1 protein-coding gene (cut by a window edge) is annotated in these 25,930 nt (G+C 50.1%); it reads right to left on the reverse strand.

The genetic code is table 11. The annotated features are described in order from the left end of the window. Positions 1 to 25,302: the start of a non-ribosomal peptide synthase/polyketide synthase gene (locus OL444_RS20345; RefSeq protein WP_264730169.1), read on the reverse strand. It extends 33,438 nt beyond the left edge of the window; the window shows 25,302 of its 58,740 coding nt (coding positions 1-25,302); it begins with the start codon at positions 25,300 to 25,302; its stop codon lies beyond the left edge, outside the window. Positions 25,303 to 25,930: the final 628 nt, after the last annotated feature.

Genomic DNA, 25,930 nt, shown 5'->3' on the forward strand with positions numbered 1-25,930 from the left:
TTCAATCCGATGCAGTAACAGGTGTTGTTTGTAATCATTTATCTGCATGATATCCTGCCCATACACAAAAATGGTTTTGCCAAAACATACCGGATATAAGGTGGTCGTCACCGACAAATCAAAAGAGAGGTTGCTCGAAAAGTCTACATTGTTAATCGCTGCAGGAATGATCTCCTGCAGGTTAAACAGGTAGTTAACCACTGCACCATGTTCAATCATCACCCCTTTCGGTTTACCGGTAGTACCACTGGTATAGATCACATATGCCAGCTGTGTTGTGACGTTTACGGGTAACGTATCAACCACGGTATATGATTCATATATAGCAGCTGTATCTATTGCCGTGATGGCAGCAGTTGTCAGTTGTTCCAGAAAAGGTATTCTCTTTTCATCTGTCAATACTACTTTTGTACCGGTATCCGCCAGGATATAGGCAATTCTGTCTTCCGGATAAGCAGGATCCACCGGTACATAAGCGCCGCCAGCTTTCAATACTCCCAGTATCGCTGCCAGCATATACTCCGTACGATCCAGACAAAGCGCGACCAGGTCGTCGGGTTGTATATGATGTCTGGTGTGCAGGTAAGCGGCAATCCTCTCTGCTTTGTCATCCAGCTCCCGATAGGTCAGCTGCCGGTATTCAAATACAACGGCCGGATGATCCGGGGTACGGTTTACCTGTGCCTTAAACAGCCGATCGATCGTCATATCCGTCGGATACACTTTATCGGTGGTATTGCGATGATGTATGATGGCAGTCTCTTGTTCCGTACTCAGGTAATGCAACGCCTGGACAGATAACTGCCGTTGGGTAACATTTTTCAGGGAAGCCACCTGTTGCAGGATCACTATATAAGTATCAATAAACGTCCGAATCGTGGCCGGCTCAAAAAGATGGGTCGCATAGTTTACCAGCCCCTTGATGATCGATTCACTATCATCCAACATCGTAGCCATATCAAACCTGGCAGTCTGATAATCTCCCTGCAACAGATATGGAACAAACAACGGCTCGGTATCAGCTGCCTGCTCATTACCAAAGTGCTGTACACTAAACATCACCTGGAAGAGCGGATGCCGCGAAGGATCCGGTGTCAGGTGCAATTCATCAACCAGTTTTTCAAATGGTAAATCCTGGTGTAACTGCGCAGCTACCACGGCTGTACCTACCTGCTGAATAAATGCGGTCAGCAGTTGTTTCGGTTCAATTTGTTCCCGCAATACCAGTGTATTCACGAAGAAACCAATTAAACCTGCTATCTCCGGATGGTGCCGGTTGGCGACCGGGCTACCTATGATAATATCTGACTGATTGCTGTAGCTATGAAGCAACAGATAGTAACCACTGAGTAAGAGACTGTACATACTCACCTCCAATTCTTTCGCCACTGTGCGCAAATCATCACTCAATGCCTGACTCAACGTAAATGTATGGTTAGCTCCCGCATAACTGATGCGTGCCGGTCTTTCCCGGTCTGTTGGCAGGTTCAGTGGTTCGTAGTCCGATAGTTTTTCTTTCCAGTAAGTCATTTGTCCGGACAGTACCTCACCGGTCAGATACTGCCGTTGCCAAATCGCAAAATCTTTATACTGTATGGTCAAAGCAGGTAAAGTCATACCTGTTGCACCCGTTGCATAATAATGATAATAGTGCTCCGTTTCCTGTAACAGGATATCTGCCGACCAGCCATCAAACACAATATGATGCAGTACGAAGCTCAGGTAATGTGTAGGTTCACCAGTGGCAGACCGCAGGGTATAGATTTTTATCTGTACCGGTATTTCTACGGATAACTGAAAAACATGTTGCACCGCTGCCAGCATTGCAGCGTCCAGCTCTTCTACAGTAGATACTTCCAGGGTTGCTATCTCCAAAGGATGTATCGTATCATCTACCACCAGCTGATAACCAGTACCCTCTGCCGTAGTTTTAATCAGACTACGTAATACTTCATGCCGATGTACCACCGCACGCAACGCCTGCTCCAGATAACCGATGTTGGTAGCGGGTGGCAGTTGCAGCATAACCGGAATATTGTAGGCATTGCTACCACCTTCATAATTTTCGATAAACCATAACCGTTCCTGGGCAAAAGACAAGCGTTGTTCTTCCGGATGCACTACCGGTGTTGCCACGATACCGCTATGATCTGCTACAGTCGCAGGTATCAGTGCAGCCAGGGCCCGGATAGTTTTTGCCGTAAAAACAGCTGCCACTTTCAGGTGACTGTTTAATGCCTTGTTGATCTGGCTGGCCAGCCGGATCGCCAGTATACTGTTACCACCCAGGCGGAAGAAATCATCCTGTACACCGATTTCCGCTGCCGGTACACCCAATACTTCACTATAAATGGCACACAAAGCAGCTTCTGTATCATTAGCCGGTGCCTCGTAAGGCGTGGTATCTGTAAACAACGGATCAGGCAGTGCCTGCCGGTTCAGTTTACCATTTACCGTCATAGGCATTTCCTGCAACTGCATCAACACGGCGGGCAACATATACTCCGGCAGAGCGGCAGCCAGATAAGCCTGTACGTCGCTTTCTGCCACAGGTGTGGCGGCGGCAAAGTAAGCCGCCAAATATTTGCCATTGCCGGTAGCTTGCTCCCGTGCTACTACTACCGCTTGTTGAATACCCGGATAGGCAGCCAGGCGGTTTTCTATCTCGCCCAATTCAATCCGGTAGCCGCGGATCTTCACCTGAAAGTCGTTACGACCGATATAAGCCAGTGAGCCATCCGGCAGGTATTTCACCAGGTCGCCGGTTTTATAGATCCGGCTATTGGCGCCTGTCGCTTTTTCTGCTGTTGTCTGGAAAGGATTATTGATAAAACGTTCCCCCGTTAACGTAGGGCGGTTCCAATACCCTCTTGCCACACCGGCACCGCCGATGTACAACTCTCCGATAGCACCTGCCGGCACCGGTTTTAACCGGGCATCCAGTACATATACGGAGGTGTTGGCGATCGGGCAGCCAATATGTATGTTGTAATGATCTGCCGTATTCAGCTGATTCAATGACCACACTGTAGTTTCTGTAGGCCCGTATACATTCAGTACCCAGGCTACCTGTGCAGAAGAAAATATTCTGCTCAGTAACTCGCGGGTAATGGCTTCTCCTCCTACAAACAGTTTCAGTGCTGGATTATTGAACCGGATCTGATCCAAACCGGCTGATAACAGTCCTGGTGTTAACTGAATGAAGGTATATTTACGGGTATCGATATCCAGCCATTTATTATCCGACAATTCAATAAACCCGCCGCTGATCAGGGGTAAGCCATATTCCAGGCCCCAGATATCAAATACATAACTGGTGACGGATAAAGTATGGATGGCTTCTTCCGCACCGAAATAGGTATGCCGGTAATAATGCAGCAGGTTTACAAAAGAATGATGGGCAATCATCACCCCTTTGGGATTACCGGTAGTGCCACTGGTATAGATGACATAATTGAGGTGATCCGGTGCCGCTGTGTGAACCGGGTTCATATTATGATAGTCTGCCACCAGTTTTTCCTGCAGGGATATATTGTCCATATACACCGGCGTAGCCGTTGACCCTGCCATGCATGTGGCCAGCGTATCTGCATATTTTTCACGGGTCAGCACAATACGTGTATCCGTATCTGTTAGGATATACTGTACCCGGTCTGCCGGGAATGCCGGATCTACCGGTACATAGGCGCCACCTGTTTTCAATATCGCCATCACAGCGATCAGCATATACGCAGAGCGGTCTGTATAGATGGCGATGAGATCATCCGGCCGGATATCCCAATTGGCGCAGAGGTAAGCAGCCAGGCGGTTACTGCGTTCATTCAGTTCCCAATAGGTCAGCTGTTCCATTCCGCTGATGACGGCTATATTATCCGGTGTACGTGCCACCTGTGCTTCAAACAGTTGGCGGAATGTGGTGGTTGCCGGATAAAACGCCGATGTTGCGTTGCGCTCGTAGATAATATCTGTGTAATGTGCCGGATTGAGATAATTGATATCGCTGACTTTCAGCGCACGCTTGTGCGATTTTCCGATAGCTGCCAGCTGTTGCAGGATAACCCGGTAGGTATCTATATAGGCGGTAATGGTAGCTGCATCAAATAAAGCCGTTGCATAGTTCACCAAACCTTTGATGGCCGCTTCACTGTCGTCCATCATGGTGGTCATATCAAACCTGGCAGTCTGGTAATCACCTTGCAACGGATAGGGTACAAACAACTGATCTACGGCGGCTGCCTGCTCCTTGCCAAAGTGCTGTACACTAAACATCACCTGGAAGAGCGGATGCCGTGAAGGATCCGGTGTCAGGTTTAGTTCATCTACCAGTTTTTCAAATGGCAGATCCTGGTGTAATTGCGCCGTAACCACTGCTGCTCCTACCTGTTGAATGAAGTCCGTCAGCTGTTGTTCAGGTACAATTTGTTCCCGTAATACCAGGGTATTTACGAAGAAACCGATTAAACCGGCAATCTCCGGATGGTGCCGGTTGGCCACCGGACTACCTATGATAATATCTGACTGATTGCTGTAACTATGTAACAACAGGTAATAACCACTCAGCAACAAACTATACATACTCACCTCCAGTTCTCTGGCAACCGTACGTAAATCGTCACTCAGCACCTGATCCAGGGTAAACATGCGGTTAGCTCCGGCATAACTGATGCGGGCAGGTCTTTCCCGGTCTGTTGGCAGGTTCAGTGGTGCATAGTCCGACAGTTTTTCTGTCCAGTAAGTCACTTGTTTTGCCAGCACTTCCCCCGTCAGGTAATGCCGTTGCCAAAGCGCAAAATCCTTATACTGTATGGACAATGCCGGTAACGTGGCGGCTGTTGCACCGGTGGCATAATAATGATAGTAGTGACCGATTTCCTGTAACAGGATATCGGTTGACCAGCCATCGAACACAATATGATGCAGTACTATACTCAGGTAGCATGTAGGCGTATCCGTGGATGAATGCAGGGTGTACATTTTTATCTGTACCGGAATCGCTGCCGACAAGTGGAATACATGCTGTACTGCTGCCAGCATAGCTGCTTCCAGCTCTTCCTGCGTTGTCACTTCCAGCATGGCTATCTGCAAAGGTTCGAGGGTATCATCTACCACCTGCTGATAACCGGTACCTGTTGCCGTTGTTTTAATGAGGCTGCGCAATACTTCATGCCTGTGTACCACAGCACGCAAGGCCTGTTCCAGATAACCGATATTGGTAGCGGGTGATAATTGTAATATCACAGGAATATTATAGGCATCACCTCCACCTTCAAAAGCTTCGATAAACCATAACCGTTCCTGCGCAAAGGATAACAGCTGTTCCTCCGGATGCGCCACAACTGTGGCACTGATAGTCGCGGCTGTTGCCGTTTCCGGCAATGCGGCCGCCAACCGGCGGATGGTACGGGCGATGAAAACTGCGCTGATCTGAAGTGCACTGCCCAGTTCCTGGTTGATACGGCTCACCAGCCGGATCGCCAGAATACTGTTACCTCCCAGCCGGAAGAAATCATCTTCCACCCCTATCTGAGTTAATGGCAGTTGCAGGATATCGGCATAGATGGCACACAGGCGGCTTTCCGTATCGGTAGCCGGCGCCACATAATGGGCTGTACCTGTGAAAAGCGGGTCTGGCAAAGCCTGGCGATCTACCTTACCATTGACCGTGAACGGCAACGCTTCCAGGTGTATCAACACCGATGGTATCATATAGTCCGGTAAATATTCTTCCAGATAAGCTACCAGTGTTGCGCGGTCTAACGGTGTGGCAGCTACGTAGTAACCGGCCAGGTATTTACCGCTGGCAGCCTGCTCTCTGGCCATCACCACGGCCTGTTGAATACCGGGATGCGCCGTCAGCCGGTTTTCTATTTCTCCCAGCTCTATGCGATGACCGCGGATCTTCACCTGGAAGTCGTTACGGCCTACATATTCCAGGTTACCATCCGGTAAATATCTCACCAGATCTCCTGTTTTATATAAACGGCTGTTGCTGTTGACCATTTTTTCCGCAGCGCTGCGGAACGGGTTCGCTATAAAACGTTCCCCCGTGAGCGTAGGATTGTTCAGGTATCCCCTTGCCACACCGGCGCCGCCAATATACAGCTCCCCGATGGCGCCTACCGGTACCGGTATCCCCTGCGCATCCAGCACATACAACGTGGTATTCGCAACAGGACGGCCTATGATGCTGCTGTTGCCACTATCCCGGTAAGCATGCAGGGTAGCACACACGGTGATCTCCGTAGGTCCGTACTCGTTCATTAATGCACCATAGAGCGATGATATGCGGAGATCGGGTAATTTTTCGCCCCCGGTAAAGATCACTTCCAGGGCTGGTTTATAAGGCAGCAATGCCGGTAATAACGCCGATGGAATAAATGATACGGCAATCCGGTGCGCGGCGATATAAGCCGTTAAAGCTTCGGGAGCCGTACGCAGCTGATTGCTGTACAGATATAGGCAGTTACCATTGCACAGTGCCGGGAATACTTCATATACAAAGGCATCAAACACATAATTGGAGTAACAACCTACCTCGGTATGCTGATCCAGCTGATGCACCGGAATCAGTTCTGAGATCAGGTTGATGACACCGCGGTGTTCGATCATCACCCCTTTGGGCTGCCCGGTAGTACCACTGGTATAGATCACATAAGCCAGGTCCGTAGAGCGGCTGGTTGCCACCGGATTTTCAGCCGAATAAGCCGCCAGTATAGCTTCAAAAGCAGGTGTATCTATGCTGACTACTTCGTTTGTCCAGGTAGCTAACGTAGCAGCATATACGTCGTTGGTTAATACCACCCTTGCCTGTGTATCTGCCAGGATGTAAGCTTTACGTTCCTCCGGATAGTCCGGGTCCATAGGCACATAGGCGCCGCCGGATTTCAGCACGGCCAGGATGGTGATGAGCAGTTGTTCGGAACGATCCAGGCATAACACCACCCGGTCATCGGGGCGGATGTTATAAGTAGCCTGCAGCCATGCCGCCAGGCGGTTGGCCCGTTCGTTCAGTTCGTGGTACGTCAGTTGCGTTGCTTCATATACCAGCGCTGTCTGATCCGGTGTCTGATTCACCTGTGCTTCAAACAGCCGGTGAATGGTTTGGGCGGCAGCGTATGGTTTGGCTGTAGCATTCCAATCGTGAACGACCTGCTGATAACGCCTTGCAGGCAGGTATTGCAGGTGCGCAGCATCCCGTTCGGGTTGCTGTAACAGCTGTTCCAGCATGGCTTGCATGCCCTCCAGCATGGCCTGCATTTGTTCGCGGTGGAACAATTCTGCCGCATATTTTAACTCGTACGTAATCGTCTCGCCCTTTTCATGCGCTACTATAGCCAGCGGATAATCCAGTTTCTCTACAGCCGTTTTAAATACGATGGTCAGTTCACCGGCATCTTTGGGCGCCGGATAGTTTTCGAATACAAATAAGCTGTTGAACAATCTTTCGCCCTGCGATTGCAACGCAGACAAAGACACGTCACTGCGTACGTTGATGTCGTTGATATGTGCCTGTAACGCCTGAATGGCTTGTATTACCGGGCCCTGGGTATGTACGGCTATTACCGGCAGGGTGTTGATATACAACCCTGCGGATTGCTCGATATCGTCCACTGGCAGGTTACGGCCGGACACGGTCATCCCTACCGCGGTGGTATCACTGTTGCCATACACACTGAGCTGCCGGTGCCACAGATACTGCAACACCGCATTCAACGTAACCCCCTGTGCCGCACATAAGGCTTTGAGCTGCCGGTAAGTGGCGCCTTCAATCAGCCACGACAACTCCGCCGGTTGCAGGATATGCCGATAGTCGGATAATACGGTATGTCGTTGTTCCGCTTTCAGTAAGCCACTCAGGTCCTCCCGGGAAGTATGCCGGTCTATTACCGTTTTCCAATACGCCAGATGTGCATTCCGATGTGTTTGCAGGTATTGCTGTGCCGCCGTATAGCTGGTATCCGGCCGGCCGGTCAACGGCTGGCCTTTACATAACTGTAAATAAGCCGTATGTACCGCACCCAATAATATGGGCATACTCCACCCATCGAGAATAGCATGGTGATTACTAAACACACACTGATAAGTAGCCGGCCCTTGTTTTACCAGATACACCCGGAACAGGTTACCTGCCGCCAGGTTAAAGGCTGCAGCGCGATCGGTAGCCAGTAAGTCCTGTATAAAGTTGTCCTGGTCTGCCGCAGATAAATCTGTGATATCCTGGTAGTGCCAGTCGATGCTGCCTGTTTTATCTACCACCTGCACCAGCTCTTCCTCCCATGTAAAGCGCAGCCGCAGCACAGGATATTGTTCCTGTACCAGTTGCCACGCCTGTAACAACCGGGGTACTTCCAGCGGTACCTGGTACTCCCATTGCAGTTGCACGCGATAGGCATCATCTACGTTGCCCTGATTTAAAGCATGATAAATAAAACCTTCCTGCAGACTGTTGGCCAGATAAACACCAGTGATCTCCCGATCGGCCTGCAGCCGGGTCAGGTAAGGCGCGGATACGATTCCGGCTACATCACTCACCGTTAAATAGCTGCGATCTGCCTGTACCAGGGATGCCACCATCTCTTCCAACGCGGCCTGATAACGGGTGGCCAGCGCTGTTAATACCGCAGCAGGTAACCGGCCAGCCAGCGTGAAACGCAGCTGCCCGTTGATGACCATACCATTGATATTGATAATATGCGGCCCCTGATTTGCGGAAGACACTGCCGCGCCGCTATATTCGCCGGAGATAGCCCAGTCGGCCTGTGTGGCCTCTTCCCGTTTATCGAACTGCCCGAGATAGTTAAAACTGATCCGCGGCAACTCCGTATTGATATAACCGTTAATAGCGCCATAACCGATACCTTTACCCGGCACCTGCCGCAGCATTTCTTTTACGGCTGTGATAGTGGCGCCCAGATCTCCGGCGGTAGCCGCCAGCGTTATCGGATACATGGTGGTGAACCAACCAATAGTACGGGTAATATCGATGTCGGCACGTAATTCTTCCCGACCATGGCCTTCCAATAATATATGATGTTGCGGTTGTCCGGTTACTGCAGACAAGGCTATGCCCAGCGCACTCAATAACAAGTCATTGATCTCCGTCTGGTATACCCGGCCACTTTCGCGTAACAACTGATCGGTAATACGCTGATCCAACTCACAACCCGCTTCACTGATGCCGGCAACAGCCTGTGCTGCCAGCACCGCATTGCCGGCAGGGATATCGGCTGTTACCTGCGACCAGTAACTATTTTCTGCCGGAGCAGCGGTTATTTTATAATCCTGAATAACGTGTACCCATTGCCGGTAGCTGCTGCCTTTCTCACCCAATATCTGGTGTACGGCTGCTACTGTGCCTTTCTCTATCATATATTGATAAATCTGTTGCAGGTCTTCTGTAATAATGCGCCAGCTCACCGTGTCGATCAACAGGTGATGGAACGCCAGGAAGATGCGCGCACTGCCATCGGCATAACCGTGCAGATACCCTACCTGTAACAGCTGATCGCCCCATATATTAAAACCGGATTGCCAGCTGGTCAGCAAGGTATCCAGTGCGCCGGCTGCTGTGTAATCACGCACATCCGCTACAGGTACCTTCATAGCAGGCAACGTGTTGCGATAGGTTTGGGTATATCCAGTATCGGTGTGTTGGAAACCTATCCGCAAAGTATCGTGGTGTTGCAGCAACAACGCGATACTTTGCGTCAGCACCGCTGTATCCAGGGCCGGTACCCGGATCAGGAAAGACTGATTCCAATGGTGGTAATCCGGGAATAAACCTGTTTCCGTTTGGTGGAAGAACCATTCCTGGATGGGTAACAGTGGTACCTCTCCCTGCAGCAAGCCTTGTTCTGACAACACCTGTACCGTGGCCAATGTTGCTTTTGCAATGACCTGCTGATACAGCTCCGCAATAGTCCTGTATTTGAAAATATCCTTGACACTCACCTGCATGCCGGTACGCTGTCTGATACGACTCACCAACTGAATGCTCACAATACTATCGCCCCCTAACCGGAAGAAATCATCCTGCACGCCAACTGTACCCGCTGCAAGCCCTAACACTTCCGCATAGATACCACACAATACGGCCTCTGTTTCATTCTGCGGCGCCTGATAGGTATCCGCAGCAGTGAAGTGCGGCTCCGGCAATGCCCGCCGGTCCAGCTTTCCGTTCACGGTCAATGGTAACGCCTGCAGGTGTACCAGTGCTGTGGGCACCATGTACTCCGGCAGGGAATCTCGTAAGGTGGTCAGGATAATCGTTTCGTCGAGGGCGGCTGGCGCCACATAGTAACCCGCCAGATACGGTACTCCGGTTATGGGCTGTGTTTTCACCAGCACCACGGCCTGTTGGATACCCACGCAGGCAGACAACCGGTTTTCTATTTCACCCAGCTCTATACGATGCCCCCGGATCTTTACCTGGGCATCATTACGGCCTACATATTCCAGGTTGCCGTCTGGTAAATATCGCACCAGGTCACCGGTTCTATATATACGGCTGTTGGTACCAGCTGCGATATCTGTTTCCGAACGGAAAGGATTGATGATAAAACGCTCCCCCGTTAACGTAGTATTGTTCAGATAACCCCGGGCTACCCCCGCACCGCCGATATACAATTCGCCGGTAGCGCCTACCGGTACCGGCTGCCCATGGGTATCCAGTACATATAAAGTAGTATTCGCCAAAGGACGACCGATATTACTGCTGTTGCCGCTCTCCCGGTAAGGGTGCCCCGTAGCGCACACTGTTATCTCCGTTGGTCCGTATTCGTTTATCAGTTCAAAAGAGAAAGCTGCCTGACGCAGGTCCGGTAGTTTTTCGCCACCGGTAAACACCAGCTGTAAGGTCGTGTCGTGTTGTACCAGCGCCGGTAATAATGCCGACGGGATAAACGATACGGCGATCTGTTGTTGCCGGATATACGCGATCAGATCATCCAAAGAAGTACGCAGCTGGTTGCTGTACAGGTATAAGCTATTGCCGTTGCACAAGGCCGGGAATACCTCATATACAAAAGCGTCGAACACGTAGTTGGAAAAACATCCCACCCGGTTGTGACGATCCAACCGGTGCACCGGTATCAATGCCGTGATCAGGTTAATGACACCCTGGTGTGCGACCATCACACCTTTGGGTTGCCCGGTCGTACCACTGGTATAGATCACATAGGCCAGGTCGGTAGCCTGACTGGTATGCACCGGATTCGTAGCCGGATAAGTGGCCAGCGTAGCCCGGAAATCAAGGCTATCGAGGCTGATCACGGGTGTATCCAATACGGATAACGCGGTCGCGTATACGCTGTTGGTCAGCACCACCCGTGCCTGCGTATCGGCCAGCATGTATGCCTTGCGCTCTTCCGGATAACCTGGGTCCATCGGTACATAGGCCGCACCGGATTTCAGTACGCCCAGGATCGCGATGAGTACATGTTCGGAACGGTCCAGACAAAGGGCAATCAGGTCATCTGGTTGCACGGCATAATTTGCCTGCAACCAGTTGGCCAGCCGGTTGGCTTTTTCGTTCAGTTCACTGTAAGTCAGTTGTATATCTTCAAACACCAGCGCTATATGAGCCGGTGTTTGGGCTACCTGCGCTTCAAACAGGCTGTGAATGGTTTGATCCCTCGCAAAGGTGGCAGCCGTGGTATTCCAGTCGTAGACTATCTGCTGATACTGTTGTGAGGACAGGTGTGTCAGCTGACCGGCATCCATCAACGGATGATGCAACAGTTGATCCAACAAGGTCGTCATCGCGGCTAAGATCTGTGCAATGGCCTCTCCACTGAATAATTCTCCCGCATATTTCAACCGGTAGGTAATCGTACTCCCCTGCTCGTATACTACCATCGCCAAAGGATAATCCAGCTTTTCCGTTCCGGCTTTAAACAGTATGGGTAACTCGCTGTTTTCTGCCGGCACGGGATAGTTTTCATATACGAAGATGCTGTCGAACAGGCGTTCGCCCTGCTGCTGCAACTTCGATAAGTTGGTATTGCTGCGGATATTAATATCGTTGATCTGCGCCTGCAAGGCCTGTATGGCTGCTATCACCGGGCCATTGGTATGCGTCGTCATCACCGGTAAGGTATTGATGAACAAACCAACGGATTGTTCAATATCATCCACCGGCAGGTTACGACCCGACACCGTCATCCCTACAGTAGTGGTATCGCTGTTACCATATACCTGCAGCTGTTTGTGCCACAGATATTGCAGCACGGCATTGAGGGTAATGCCCTGTTCTGCACACAAGGCTTTAAGCTGCTGATACCGCTCACCTGTAATGGTAGCCACTTGTTCTTCCGGCTGCAGGATGTGCCGGTAATCTGCTAAAAGCGCGTGCCGTTGTGTTGTTTTTAATAAGCCACTCAGGTCTTCCCGGGAAGTCTGCTTGCTCACCTCTGCTGTCCAGTAGGCAGTATGTGCTCCCTTATGTGTTTGCAGATATGCCTGCGCGGCCACATAACTGTTATCGGTTTGGGTATCTGCCGCCAGACCTTTGTCCAGCCGCAGATAGGTATCATGTACATAGCCCAGTAATACAGGCATACTCCAGCCATCGAGGATAGCATGGTGATTACTAAAGATACACTGGTAGACATCCGCCGCCTGTTTCACCAGGTATATGCGGAATAAGCTACCGGCTGCCAGATCAAACACGTCGGCCCGGTCATTCGTCAACAGTGCCTGTATAAATCCTTCCTGTTCCGTCAACGACAAATGAGTGATGTCTTCGGAACGGAAATCACATTTTCCCTTTTTATCTACTATCTGTACCAGCGCCTCTTCCCATCCAAAACGCAGGCGTAACACAGGAAACTTCTCCTGCGCCAGCTGCCAGGCCTGTAAAAGCCGCGGTACATCCAAAGCCGTACGGTATTCCCATTGCAGCTGCACGCGGTAGGCATCATCGGTCGTACCCTGATTTAATGCATGATAAATAAATCCTTCCTGCAGGCTGTTCGCCAGGTACACCCCGGTAATTTCCTGATTGGCCTGCAGCGCATCGAGGCAGGCAGGTGTTACGATATGCGCTACATCGCTGCTGGTTAAATAACTTCGTTTCGCTTCTGCCAGGTGTGCAATCATGTCTTCCAGCGCCGCTTTATAACGGTCAGCCAATACTGTTAAGACATCAGCAGACAAGCGGCCAGCTATCCTGAAATGCAGTTGCCCATTGATCACCAGGCCATTGATATTGATGATATACGGATCCTGGTTATCACCGGAGATCGCTACACCGGCCACATCGCTGCTGATAGACCAGCTGGTATTATCTTGCTCACCATTATCGAATTGTCCCAGGTAGTTGAAGCTGATAGCCGGCAATGGCGCCTGCACATATCCCATCAGTGCGCCATAGCCAATACCTTTACCAGGTATTTGTCGCAACATTTCTTTCACCCCTGTGATGGTGGCTTTCCAGTTGCATGCCACTCCGGTGAGTGCCACCGGATACATAGCTGTGAACCATCCCGCAGTGCGGGTAATATCTATATGGCGGTTCAGCTCTTCCCGGCCGTGCCCTTCCAGCAATACCTGATGTTGTTGCTGGCCGGTAACGGCTGTCAGCGCCTCACTTAAGCCACTCAGCAACAGGTCATTGATCTGTGTCTGGTATACTTCGCTGCTGTCGCGCAATAATAAACTGGTGGTAGCTGCATCGAGTACCAGATCCGTATGATGTACTTCATTGCCGGCCATAGCTGCCAGCACGGCATTGCCTGCCGGCACGCCGGCAGTTATTGCAGCCCAGTAGTTACGTTCTTCCGGTGTGGTTGTCTGCTCATACGCTTTAATTACGTTTACCCATTGCCGGTAGCTGCTGCCTTTTTCTCCCAAAATCACCTGCGCATCGGCCACCAGACCCTGTGTAGTGATATATTGATAAATCTGTTGCAGGTCTTCCGTCAGGATACGCCAGCTCACAGTATCTGTAAGCAGGTGATGGAAGGCCAGGTATACCCGGGCGCTGCCATCTGCATAACCTTCCAGGTAGCCGATCTGCAGCAGCTTATCCCCGAAAATATCAAAATCGGCCTGCCAGCTGGTTAACAGCACCTGCAGGGAATGCGGGGAAGTATAGTGACTGACGTCGGCCTGATGAAGGATTACCGGTGGCAGGGTTTCCCGGTAGTACTGCGTATAACCGTTGGCGTGGCGACGGAAGCCCATACGCAATACGTCGTGGTATCCCAGCAGGAGCGATACACTTTGTTCCAGCACTGCTTTATCCAGCGCCGGCACCCGGATGAGGAAAGCCTGATTCCAATGGTGAAATGCCGGCCATATGCCGGTATCTACCTGATGGAAAAACCATTCCTGAATCGGCAACAACGGTACATCGCCTGCCAGTAAACCCTGTTCTGTAGCTATTTGCGGGGTTGCTTCTGTGGCGACTGCTATTACCTGGCTATATAATGCTGCAATGGTTCTGTGGGTAAATATATCCTTCACACTCACGTGAATGCCTGCACGTTGTCTGAGCCGGCTCACGAGCTGTATACTTACAATACTATCTCCACCCAGGCGGAAGAAGTCATCTTTTATTCCCACGGCCGTCAGCGGCAGACCCAATACTTCTGCATAGATTTCGCACAGTCTTTTTTCTGTTTCATTCCGGGGCGCCTGGTAAGTATCGCCCGCCGTCAGCTGTGGATCGGGCAAGGCACGGCGGTCCAGTTTACCATTGGAGGTTAACGGTAATACCGGCAATGCCATCAGTACCGCCGGCAACATATATTCCGGTAACGTTTCGCGCAGGTAAGCCATGATAGCCTTTTCCCGAACAGGTGCCTCGGCTGTGTAATACCCCACCAGGTATTTCATACCGGTAGCGGGTTGTGTTTTCACCTGTATTACCCCCTGCCGGATACCCGGACAGGCGGATAAGCGGTTTTCTATTTCCCCTAACTCAATACGGTAGCCCCTGATCTTTACCTGCAGGTCATTACGCCCCAGGTATTCCAGATTGCCATCCGGCAGGTATCTTACCAGATCGCCTGTTTTATACAACCGGCTGTTAATACCAGCCGTTTTTTCTGCCGCCGTGCGGAAAGGATTGGCAATGAATCGTTCGGCCGTTAATCCGGACAGTTGCCAGTAGCCTGCTGCTACGCCGGCACCGCCGATATATAGTTCACCGGCAGCTCCTGCCGGCAACGGCATCCCATGCCGGTTTAATATATAAAGTTGATAATTATGATAAGCCTTACCGATGGTATAACGCATTACCTGCCGGTCTATCGCAAACCAGGTAGCGCCTACGGTTGTTTCTGTTGGCCCGTATTCATCGATGATTTTTTCTGAAAACTGCAGGATACCGGCGATATGGTGCTGCAATAATTTTTCTCCCCCAACAATAGTTACCTGCACGCGGATAGGTTCTCCGCCAGCGGTACTGTTATTAGGCAAGAGCGATAAATAACCCGGGGTAGATTTTACCAGGTCGATCCTGTTATCCCGCAGATGTTTTTCATAGGCCTGTATCTCCGTAATATCTTGCTCAAACACATAAATCGTCTTCCCAAAACATACCGGATATAAAGTAGTGGTTACAGACAAATCGAAAGACAGGTTCGTGGAGAAATCCACCCGTTGTATAGTGGCCGGCAGCATATCCTGCAGGTTATACAGATAGTTGATGACTGCCTGATGCGGAATCATTACCCCTTTGGGCTTACCCGTAGTACCACTGGTATAGATGACATAAGCGAGGCGATTATGATCATAGCTCACCGGTGCTTCCGCTGTTGCCCCCCCCTGTTGCGTATCGGTATTCACCACTGTCACGGGCAACGCAGCCGTAATTTCCTGCAACCTCACTACGTTAGCCGTATCCGTTAGTATGACCGGCATTTGTGTATCCGTTATAATATAGCTGATACGGTCTTCCGGATAAGCCGGATCTACCGGTACATAGGCACCACCGGCTTTTAATATACCCAGTATACTCACCAGCATCTGTGCAGACCGGTTCATACTGATGCCGACCAGGCTACCCGGTGCGACCTGATAAGTATGACGCAGGAAGTCTGCCAGCTGATTGGCTGCTTCATTCAACTGCCCGTAGGTGAAGGTTTGCTCTCCGCATACTATTGCCAATTGCTCCGGCAGCTGACGTGCCTGCGCTTCAAATAACCCGTCAATAGTAACACCGGTCGGATAATTTTTTGCGGTAGCATTACGCTCATATACCAGGTGTTTATATGCCTCCGGCGACAGATAATGTAATGTCTTAACCGCCTGTTGCTCTTGCCGGCTACGGCCTTTCAACGTGGCCAGTTGCTGCAGGATCGTCTGATAGGTTTGGATAAAGGAATCTATCGTTGCCGGTTCAAACAAACTACTGGCATAGTTGAACAATCCGCTGATAGCCGGCTCACTGTCGTCCATCATCGCTGAGATATCAAAGCGGGCGGTATTGTATATTTCTTTCAGGTTGTAAGGCTCGGCCAAACTGTTGAAACGGGCCTGTGCCGTGTTACCAAAATGCTGTACGCTAAACATCACCTGAAACACCGGATGTCTTGAAGGATCGGGCGTTATCGATAATTCATCCACCAGTTTTTCAAAAGGTAAATCCTGGTGCAGTTGCGCGGCGATCACGCCGGCGCCTACCTGTCTGATAAAATCAGCCAGGCCCTGATCCGGATCAATCTGTTCGCGGAACACCAACGTATTTACGAAGAAACCAATCAGTCCGCTGATTTCCGGATAATGTCGGTTAGCCACCGGACTGCCCACCACAATATCTGTCTGATCGCTGCAGGCATGTAATAACAAGTAATAACCGGAGAGCAATAAGCTATACATACTTACCTCCAGCTCTTTTGCTACCGCACGCAAATCATTACTGAGCGCCTCCTCCAGCGTAAAAGTGGCATTTGCACCGGCGTAGTCAAAGCGCACAGGTCTTTCTTTGTCCACTGGTAAATTCAGTGGTTCATATCGGGCCAGTTTTTCTTTCCAGTAAGACAACTGTTGTGTAGCAACGGCTCCCGTGAGGTACTGCCGTTGCCAGATGGCAAAGTCTTTATATTGTACCGGCAATGCAGGTAAGGTATCTTCCGCCGCACCGGTTTCATAATAATCATATAATTCGCGTAACAGGATTTCTGCAGACCATCCGTCGAAAGCAATGTGGTGTACCACGATGCTCAGGTACCACACCGGCTCCGCTCCGGCTTCCTGGAGGATATAGCGTTTAACCCTTACCGGTAGTTCCGCTGCCAGCCGGAAAACATGCTGCATTTCCGCTGCAATGGCTGCATCCAGTTCTTCACGTGTAAACACGGTTACGCTGTCATCCACCAGCCAGGTAGTCCTATCGATTGCTACCTGCTGATAACCGGTACCCGCTTCCGTTGTTTTTATCAGGCTGCTGAATACTTCCTGCCGCAATACTACCTGATGAAATGCCTGTAAAAGTCGGGCGGTATCTGTATCCGGCTGTAACCGGAATACCATCGGCATATTATAGGCATGGCTGCCCCCTTCATAGGCCTCAATAAACCATAACCGTTCCTGCGCAAAAGATAACCGTTGCGCTTCCGGATGGCTGACAGGCTGTGGTGTTATCTGCAGTACTTCTTCCGGCGTGGTTTCCAGCAGATCTGCCAATCTCCGGATGGTACGCCCCTGGAAGATCGCGGCGATATTCAGCGCACTTTCCATCTCCCGATTGATACTACTCACCAATCGGATGGCCAGAATACTATTTCCGCCCAGCCGGAAGAAATCATCCTGTACCCCGATCTGTGCAGCATCCAACCCTAATACCTCACTGTATATGCCGCACAACCTGTGCTCTGTTTCATTTTCCGGCGCCTGGTAATGCGTGGCAGCTGTAAACAGCGGATCCGGTAAGGCGCGGCGGTCCAGCTTACCGTTGATGGTCAACGGCAAGGTATCCAGTTGCATCAGTACTGCCGGCAACATATATTCCGGCAGCGATGCCGCCAGGTAATGCTGCAGCTGTGTTTCTTCCAGTGCTGCTGACGCCACATAATACGCCACCAGGTAATTGCTGCCACCGGCAGGATGTGCTTTCGCCAGTACCACCGCCTGTTGTACGCCCGGGTAGGCAGACAACCGGTTTTCTATTTCCCCCAGTTCAATACGGTAGCCACGGATTTTTACCTGGAAGTCAGTACGGCCCAGGTATACGATATTCCCATCCGGCTGGTAACGCACCAGGTCCCCTGTTTTGTATAACCGGGCATTCCTGTTATCTTGTCTTTCCGCAGCCGTCCGGAAAGGGTTGGCAATAAAACGTTCAGCTGTCAACACAGGCTGGTGCAGGTAACCACGGGCCACACCGGCACCACCGATGTGCAGCTCTCCTGCTGCGCCTACCGGTACAGGTTGCAGATAATGATCCAGCACATACGCCGTGGTATTCGTGATCGGACGACCAATCAGATGTGTATCCCCATTTTCAATCTGCTTGCCAGTGGCATAAATGCTCGTCTCCGTTGGGCCGTAGTAGTTGTACAACCGCGTGTAAGATGACCAATACGTACCCGTTTCCTGATCACAGGCTTCACCTGCATAGATAATTGCCTGCAGGGCCGGATAGTCCACCCGGGGCAGTACTGCCAGCATCACTGGTGGCAGGTACACATAGGCAATCCCGTTAGACAACAGGTATTCACTGATCGCAGCGGCATCCCGCCGGATCTCTTCACTGAATAGATGCAACTCATTACCATAGAGCAATGCACTGAATATTTCGGCAACGGATACATCGAATACATAGGAAGTATAAGCGGCGATTTTTGCACTTTCACTATTGCCGTATGCAGGCCGGATAGCCTGCAACGTATTGATTACGCTGCCATGCTCCAGCATTACCCCTTTTGGTGTACCTGTAGTACCGCTGGTATAAATAACATACGCCAGGTTATCTGCGGTGCCGTTGTATACCAGGTTGGATCCGGCATAACCGGCAAAGGCATCACTATCCACACAAAGTGTAGCTATCGACGTACCCGCAGTAAGAGCTGCCAGCCACTCCACCTGTCTACTGCCGGTCAATACTACTCTCGTATTCGTATCTGATAATATATAACTAACACGGTCGGCCGGGTAAGTTGTATCTACCGGTACATAGGCGCCACCAGCTTTTAGGACACCCAATATCGCGATCAGCATATCTGCAGAACGATCCAGATAAAGCGCCACCAGCTCATCTGGCTGCATATCATAGGTAGCCTTCAGGTAGGCTGCCAGTTGATTCGCTTTGGTATTCAGTTCGCCATAAGTCAACTGCCGCTCTTCGTGCACGACTGCTATATGATGCGGGGTCTTCGCCACCTGTTCTTCAAACAGCTGATGCAGTGCCTTATGCATTACATATACTTCCTCCCGGTCATTCCAGTCATACACCACTTCCTGGTATTGCGCGGCGGGCAGATATGAGAGCGCAGCTGTAGTGATGGCTACATTTGTTATCAGTTGCGAGATGATCAACTCCATTCCGGATAACAGCTGAGTGGCGGTATCTTCACTGATCAATTCAGCGGCATACTTTAATCCGATATGGAGCAGATCTCCCTGCTCTGTCGCCACAACACCCAGGGGATAGTCCAGTTTTTCTATACTGCTGCGGAATTGAATTGACAATCCATCTCCACTACCTGTGGCAACCGGATAGTTTTCGAATACAAACAGGCTGTTAAACAGGCGTTCACCACCTGTTTGTAATCGGCCAAGACTAACATCACTCCGGCTATTTGCCTCATTAATATCCGCCTGTAATGCTTTAATAGCTGGTATCAGGCTCGTCTCCTTATGTTCCAGGATAAGCGGCAGCGTATTGATGTATAAACCTACAGACTGTTCAATATCAGCTACCGGCAGATTACGGCCGGATACCGTCATACCTACTACTGTTGTAGTACTGTTGCCATAAAGACTCAGCTGTTTATGCCAGCAGTATTGCAATACTGCATTCAACGTAAACCCATGGGTAGCACATAAGGTTTTCAATGCCGTATACTGCTCCTTACTGATGTTCAAAAATTGTTCTCTTGTTTGCAGTATATGCCGGTAATCCGATAAATTAACATGACGCTGATCCGGGCGCAGCAGACTGCTTAGATCTTCCCGATCGGTTAACTGATCGACATACGACTGCCAGTAGGCTATATTATCCTCGCGGTGCGATTGCAGGTATGCCTGTGTCTGTGTATAACTGTCATCTTCTGCTATCGTCACCTGTTCTCCTTTCTGCAGTTGCAAATAAACAGCATGTACCATATTCAGCAACAGCGGCATACTCCAGCCATCCAGAATAGCATGGTGATTACTGAAGATACAGGTATAACTATCCGTACCACGTTTTACAACGTATAACCGTAACAGGTTACCTACTGCCAGATCGAAGGCTTTTTCACGGTCAGCAGCAGTCAGTTTTTTCAGGTAATCTTCCTGCGCTGCTTCATCACAATCACTCAGATCGGTATATATCCAATCTAAATGTCCTGTCTTATCAATGATTTGTATTAACGCTTCTTTCCATCCAAAACGTTGCCGCAATGCAGGGTAACGTTGCTGTGCATAGTTCCATGCCTGTTGCAGCAATGATACTTCTACGGCCTGATTATAATCCCACGAAATCTGTACCCGGTAGGCATCATCCACAGTACCCTGACTTAAAGCATGGTATATAAAGCCTTCCTGCAGGCTATTGGCCAGATACACACCGGTAATCTCCCGGTCGGCCTGCAGCTGATCCAGGTAAGGCGCCGATACAATGCCGGCTACATCACTCACAGTTAAATAGCTACGATCGGTCTGCACCAGGTAAGTCACCATTTCCTCCAATACCGCCTGATAGCGGGCAGCCAAAGTCGTTAATACCGTGGCGGGCAAATTACCGGAGATATGGCATTTCAGCCGGCCGTCGATCACCAGGGCGTTGATATTGATAATAGCCGGAGACGGATTGCCTGGTGCTACAAATACACCGCTGCGTTCACTGCTGATACGCCAGCTGACGCCGGTAGCAGCTTCCTGCTGGTCAAATTGTCCGAGGTAGTTAAAGCTGATCCGCGGCAGTGCTGTATGGATATATCCGTTGATGGCGCCATAGCCGATACCTTTACCAGGTACCTGCCGCAGCATTTCCTTTACGCCTTTGATGGTGGCGCCCATATCTCCGGCGGTAGTCGCCAGCGCGATCGGATACATGGTGGTAAACCAACCTGTAGTGCGGGTAATATCGATGTCGGCACGCAACGCTTCCCGGCCGTGGCCTTCCAGTAATATATGATGCTGTTGCTGACCGGTGACAGTAGTCAGGGCCACCCCCAGCGCACTTAATAATAAATCGTTGATCTCCGTCTGGTATACCTGGCTACTTTCGCGTAACAGCTGGCCGGTGGTACGCTGATCCAATTCACAATCCACTTCACTGATGCCGGCAACCGCCTGGGCTGCCAGCACTGCATTGCCGGCAGGAATATCGGCCGTTACCTGCGACCAGTAATTGCTTTCTGCCGGAGCAGCGGTTGTTGTATACTCCTGAACAACGTGTACCCATTGCCGGTAGCTGCTGCCTTTGTCACCCAATATCCGGTGTACTTCCGCGGCAGTACCTTTTTCTGTGATATACTGATAAAGCTGTTGCAGGTCTTCCGTAATAATACGCCAGCTGACCGTATCTATCAGCAGGTGATGGAAAGCGAGGAAAATGCGCGCGCTGCCATCGGCATAACCGTACAGGTAACCTACCTGCAGCAGCTGACCGTCCCATATATCAAAACCAGCCTGCCAGCTGGTCAGCAAGGCATCCAGTGCGCCGGCATCCGCATGTACCCGGGTGTCTGCTATGTTCAGCGTCACCGGAGGCACACTATCCCGATAGTATTGCCTGTTTCCTTCGGCCGTACGTTGGAAGCCTATCCGCAAGCCATCATGATGTTGCAGCAACAACGCGATACTTTGCGTCAGTACAGCGGTATCCAGTGCCGGTACCCGGATCAGGAAAGACTGATTCCAGTGATGATAATCGGAGAACTGGCCTGTTTCCGTTTGGTGGAAGAACCATTCCTGGATCGGCAATAGCGGTAACTCCCCTTCCAGCAATCCTTGTTCTGACGATACCTGTACCCGGACCTGTGTCGTTTTTGCAATTACCTGCTGATACAGCGCCGCAATAGTCCGGTATTTGAAAATATCTTTTACACTCACCTGTATGCCGGTTCGTTGTCTTAAACGACTCACCAGCTGAATGCTCACAATACTATCGCCTCCCAACCGGAAGAAATCATCCTGTACACCTACGGTACCCGCCGCAAGCCCTAACACTTCGGCGTAGATACCACACAACACCGCTTCTGTTTCATTCTGCGGCGCCTGATAGGTAGTGGTAGTGTTAAAATGCGGTTCCGGTAATGCCCGCCGGTCCAGCTTTCCGTTCACCGTCAACGGCAACGCCATCAGGTGTACCAACGCTGTTGGCACCATATACTCCGGCAGGGATGCTCCTAATGTGGCGAGGATAGCTGCTTCATCGAGGATGGCTGGCGCCACATAGTAACCCGCCAGATACGGTACGCCGGTTACGGGTTGTGTTTTCACCAGCACCACAGCCTGTTGGATACCCGCGCAGGCAGACAACCGGTTTTCTATTTCGCCCAGCTCTATACGATGCCCACGGATCTTTACCTGGGCATCATTACGACCTGCATATTCCAGGTTGCCGTCTGGTAAGTATCGTACCAGGTCACCGGTTCTGTATATACGGCTGTTGGTACCGGATGCAATATCTGTTGCCGAACGGAAAGGGTTGGTGATAAAACGTTCCCCCGTTAACGTGGCATTGTTCAGATAACCACGGGCCACACCCGCACCGCCGATATACAATTCGCCGGTAACGCCTACCGGTACCGGCTGGCCATAGGTATCCAGTACGTATAAAGTAGTATTGGCCACTGCACGACCGATATTACTGCTGTTGCCACTCTCCCGGTAAGGATGCCCCGTTGCACACACCGTTATCTCCGTAGGCCCGTACTCGTTCATCAGTTCAAAAGAAAAATCCGCCTGACGCAGGTCCGGTAGTTTTTCTCCACCGGTAAACACCAGCTGTAACGTCGTATCATGCTGTACCAACGCTGGCAACAATGCCGATGGAATAAACGACACGGCTATCTGTTGTTGCCGGATATAGGCGGTCAGGTCATCCAGAGAAGTACGCAGCTGGTTGCTGTATAGGTATAAGCTATTGCCGTTGCACAAGGCAGGAAATGCCTCATATACAAAAGCATCGAACACATAGTTGGAGAAACATCCTACCCGGTTGTGACGATCCAGCTGGTGCACCGGTATCAGTGCCGTGATCAGGTTGATGACACCCCGGTGTTCCACCATCACCCCTTTAGGCTGCCCCGTTGTACCACTGGTATAGATCACATAGGCTAAGTCGGTAGCCTGACTGGTAGCAACGGGGTTCGTAGCCGGATAAGTGGCCAGTGTAGCCTGAAAATCTGGACTATCGAGGCTGATCACCGGTGTATCTGTTACGGATAACACGGCCGCGTATACGCTGTTGGTCAACAGTACCCGGGCCTGCGTATCGGCCAGCATATAGGTTTTTCGCTCTTCCGGGTAGCCGGGGTCCATTGGTACATAAGCCGCACCGGATTTCAGTACGCCCAGGATGGCGATGAGTAAATGTTCTGAACGGTCCAGGCAAAGGGCAATCAGGTCATCCGGTTGTACGGCGTAATTTGCCTGCAACCAGTTGGCCAGCCGGTTGGCTTTTTCGTTCAGCTCCCGGTAAGTCAGCTGTATATCTTCAAACACCAGGGCTGTATGCTCCGGTGTTTGGGCTACCTGTGCTTCAAATAACCCCTGAATGGTTTGATCCGTCGCAAATGGTATGGCGGTGGCATTCCGGTCATACACGATGTCCCGGAACTGCGCCGCATCCAGCAATGCGTATGCTGCTATTGCCTGGTCTGTTTTATCTGCCAGCAGATCTCTGAGTATATCACGGAATAGTTGTTGAAAGCGGTCAATTAAATCAGCCACCAGTAAATTGTCCAGTAGCTGGTTATTATATTTTACCCGAAAATTGAGTTCTCCGCTATTCCCTTCCTGCTCGAACAACAGTGTACCTGCCAGGTCAATGTTCAGAGAAGTATTAATTGTCACCGCTGTAATACCTTCCAGCTCAAATGCCCAGTCTTTCAGATTCGTTTGTGCAAATACCAGCTGTAGTATATTTTTATCTGCTGCATGGCTGATTATTTGATTAACCGGTAAAAACCGCGCCTTCTCTTTTTTCAGTTGCTGCTGGTAGGCAAGGGTATCCTGTATAAGATCAGCCAATGTAGTGTGAGCGGTAAATGCGTATACCCGAACGAGTGAGTTCACGTGTACACCATATACCGCACCTTCTCCCTGCCGCATGGAAATAGGATAACTAACACCTACCTGTTGCTGTCCGGTAAGCCTGTGTAACAAAACTGCATATACCAGTTGGCCGAAACTGAAAGCTGTCAGCCGGTGTTTAGCTGCCAATTGTTGTACCTTTTGTACCTCATCCTGCTCAAATGCAAATCTGTATTCGCTTACATGGCTTGTTAATTCATTACTGACAACAGGGATGTTATGTTGCAGAAAACGGAGATCAATCCCTTCCGCCCCCTGTAGCTGTTGCTGCCAGAATGCATTCATTCGCTCAGCCTGTCCCTTTTCAAATACCGCTTCCATTTCCGCTACAATATGCCGGCATATTTTATATTGTTCTTCCAGGCTGTTGGCATCTTTATAATTGCTATCATTATAGTACGTGCATATTTCCCGGAAGAAAAGTCCTCCGTTTGTACCGTCTGCAATAATATGCGGGAACTGCAGGATAAAGCGATGTTGTTGTGTACCCAGTTTGATCACATGTACCCGGATGAGCAAATCTGCTGTTAAGTCGAAAGGCTGTAAAGCCAATGCCAGTACATCTTCCTCCTGTAACGGATGATCATAATATTTCACCACTCCAGCTGTATCCGGCAAAGGCGCCCGGCTAATCCAGTATATTTCCCCAGCTTCATCTACTACATTACTATTGATCAGTAAATGTTCGTTTATAAAGCGTATAAAGCCATTGTTTAATCTTTCTATATCCAGTTCACCGGTGAAACACTGATCCACAATCAGGTTATAGTCTGTTCTTTCCGGCTGGATCATCCATTCATGATAAAAGGTAGTCTGATAAGGTGTTAACGGCACTTTAAACAGTGACACGCGCGCAATAGCTTCAGAGGGGTGGATTCCGAGATTCATATTATTGACTAGTTTTTCTTTGGACTGCGGTTTATACAAGGATTAAATTCACTTTAAAGTCAGTACTAATAAGCAATAGCAGGGATGCTCCCCCCGTATGTTGGCCGGAAGAGAAATGTTTTTCACAAGGCAGCTATAGACTTATGGACCAAGAGATACCCGGATGATTATAATACTACTGCAGTAGCATTACAATTACCTGGATGCATATATTGTGCAGGCACAATATCTCCTGATATTTTTGCTTTAATTCAAAGTGGTTTTGAGTTAACTTAATCAACACGGTTTAACTAATAGCGGTTTTTCAACAACAATAAATTACTATCACAGGGGTGAGGTAGTAAATGCCGGTAAATAACCTATCACCATCTCTCCGACTAAAAGAGGTGGTAAATGAATATCATTAATAACGAAATGGCGCCTACTCAATTCAGGAAGCATAGTTCATATAGTATAGTCATCTTCCTGGTATTCCAACCAGCGTTGAAACATAAGTAACTCCATCCGGACAAAAATTTGCTATTACCTACAATGCGAACATTTTATACTGTTATAAAATAAGAGAGTCGTTTTTATTTACAATCAATCTGCATTCTGAATCGGGGTGGACAGCATGGGTTAATAGCTT

The sequence above is a fragment of the Chitinophaga nivalis genome (assembly GCF_025989125.1).
Lineage (GTDB): Bacteria > Bacteroidota > Bacteroidia > Chitinophagales > Chitinophagaceae > Chitinophaga > Chitinophaga nivalis.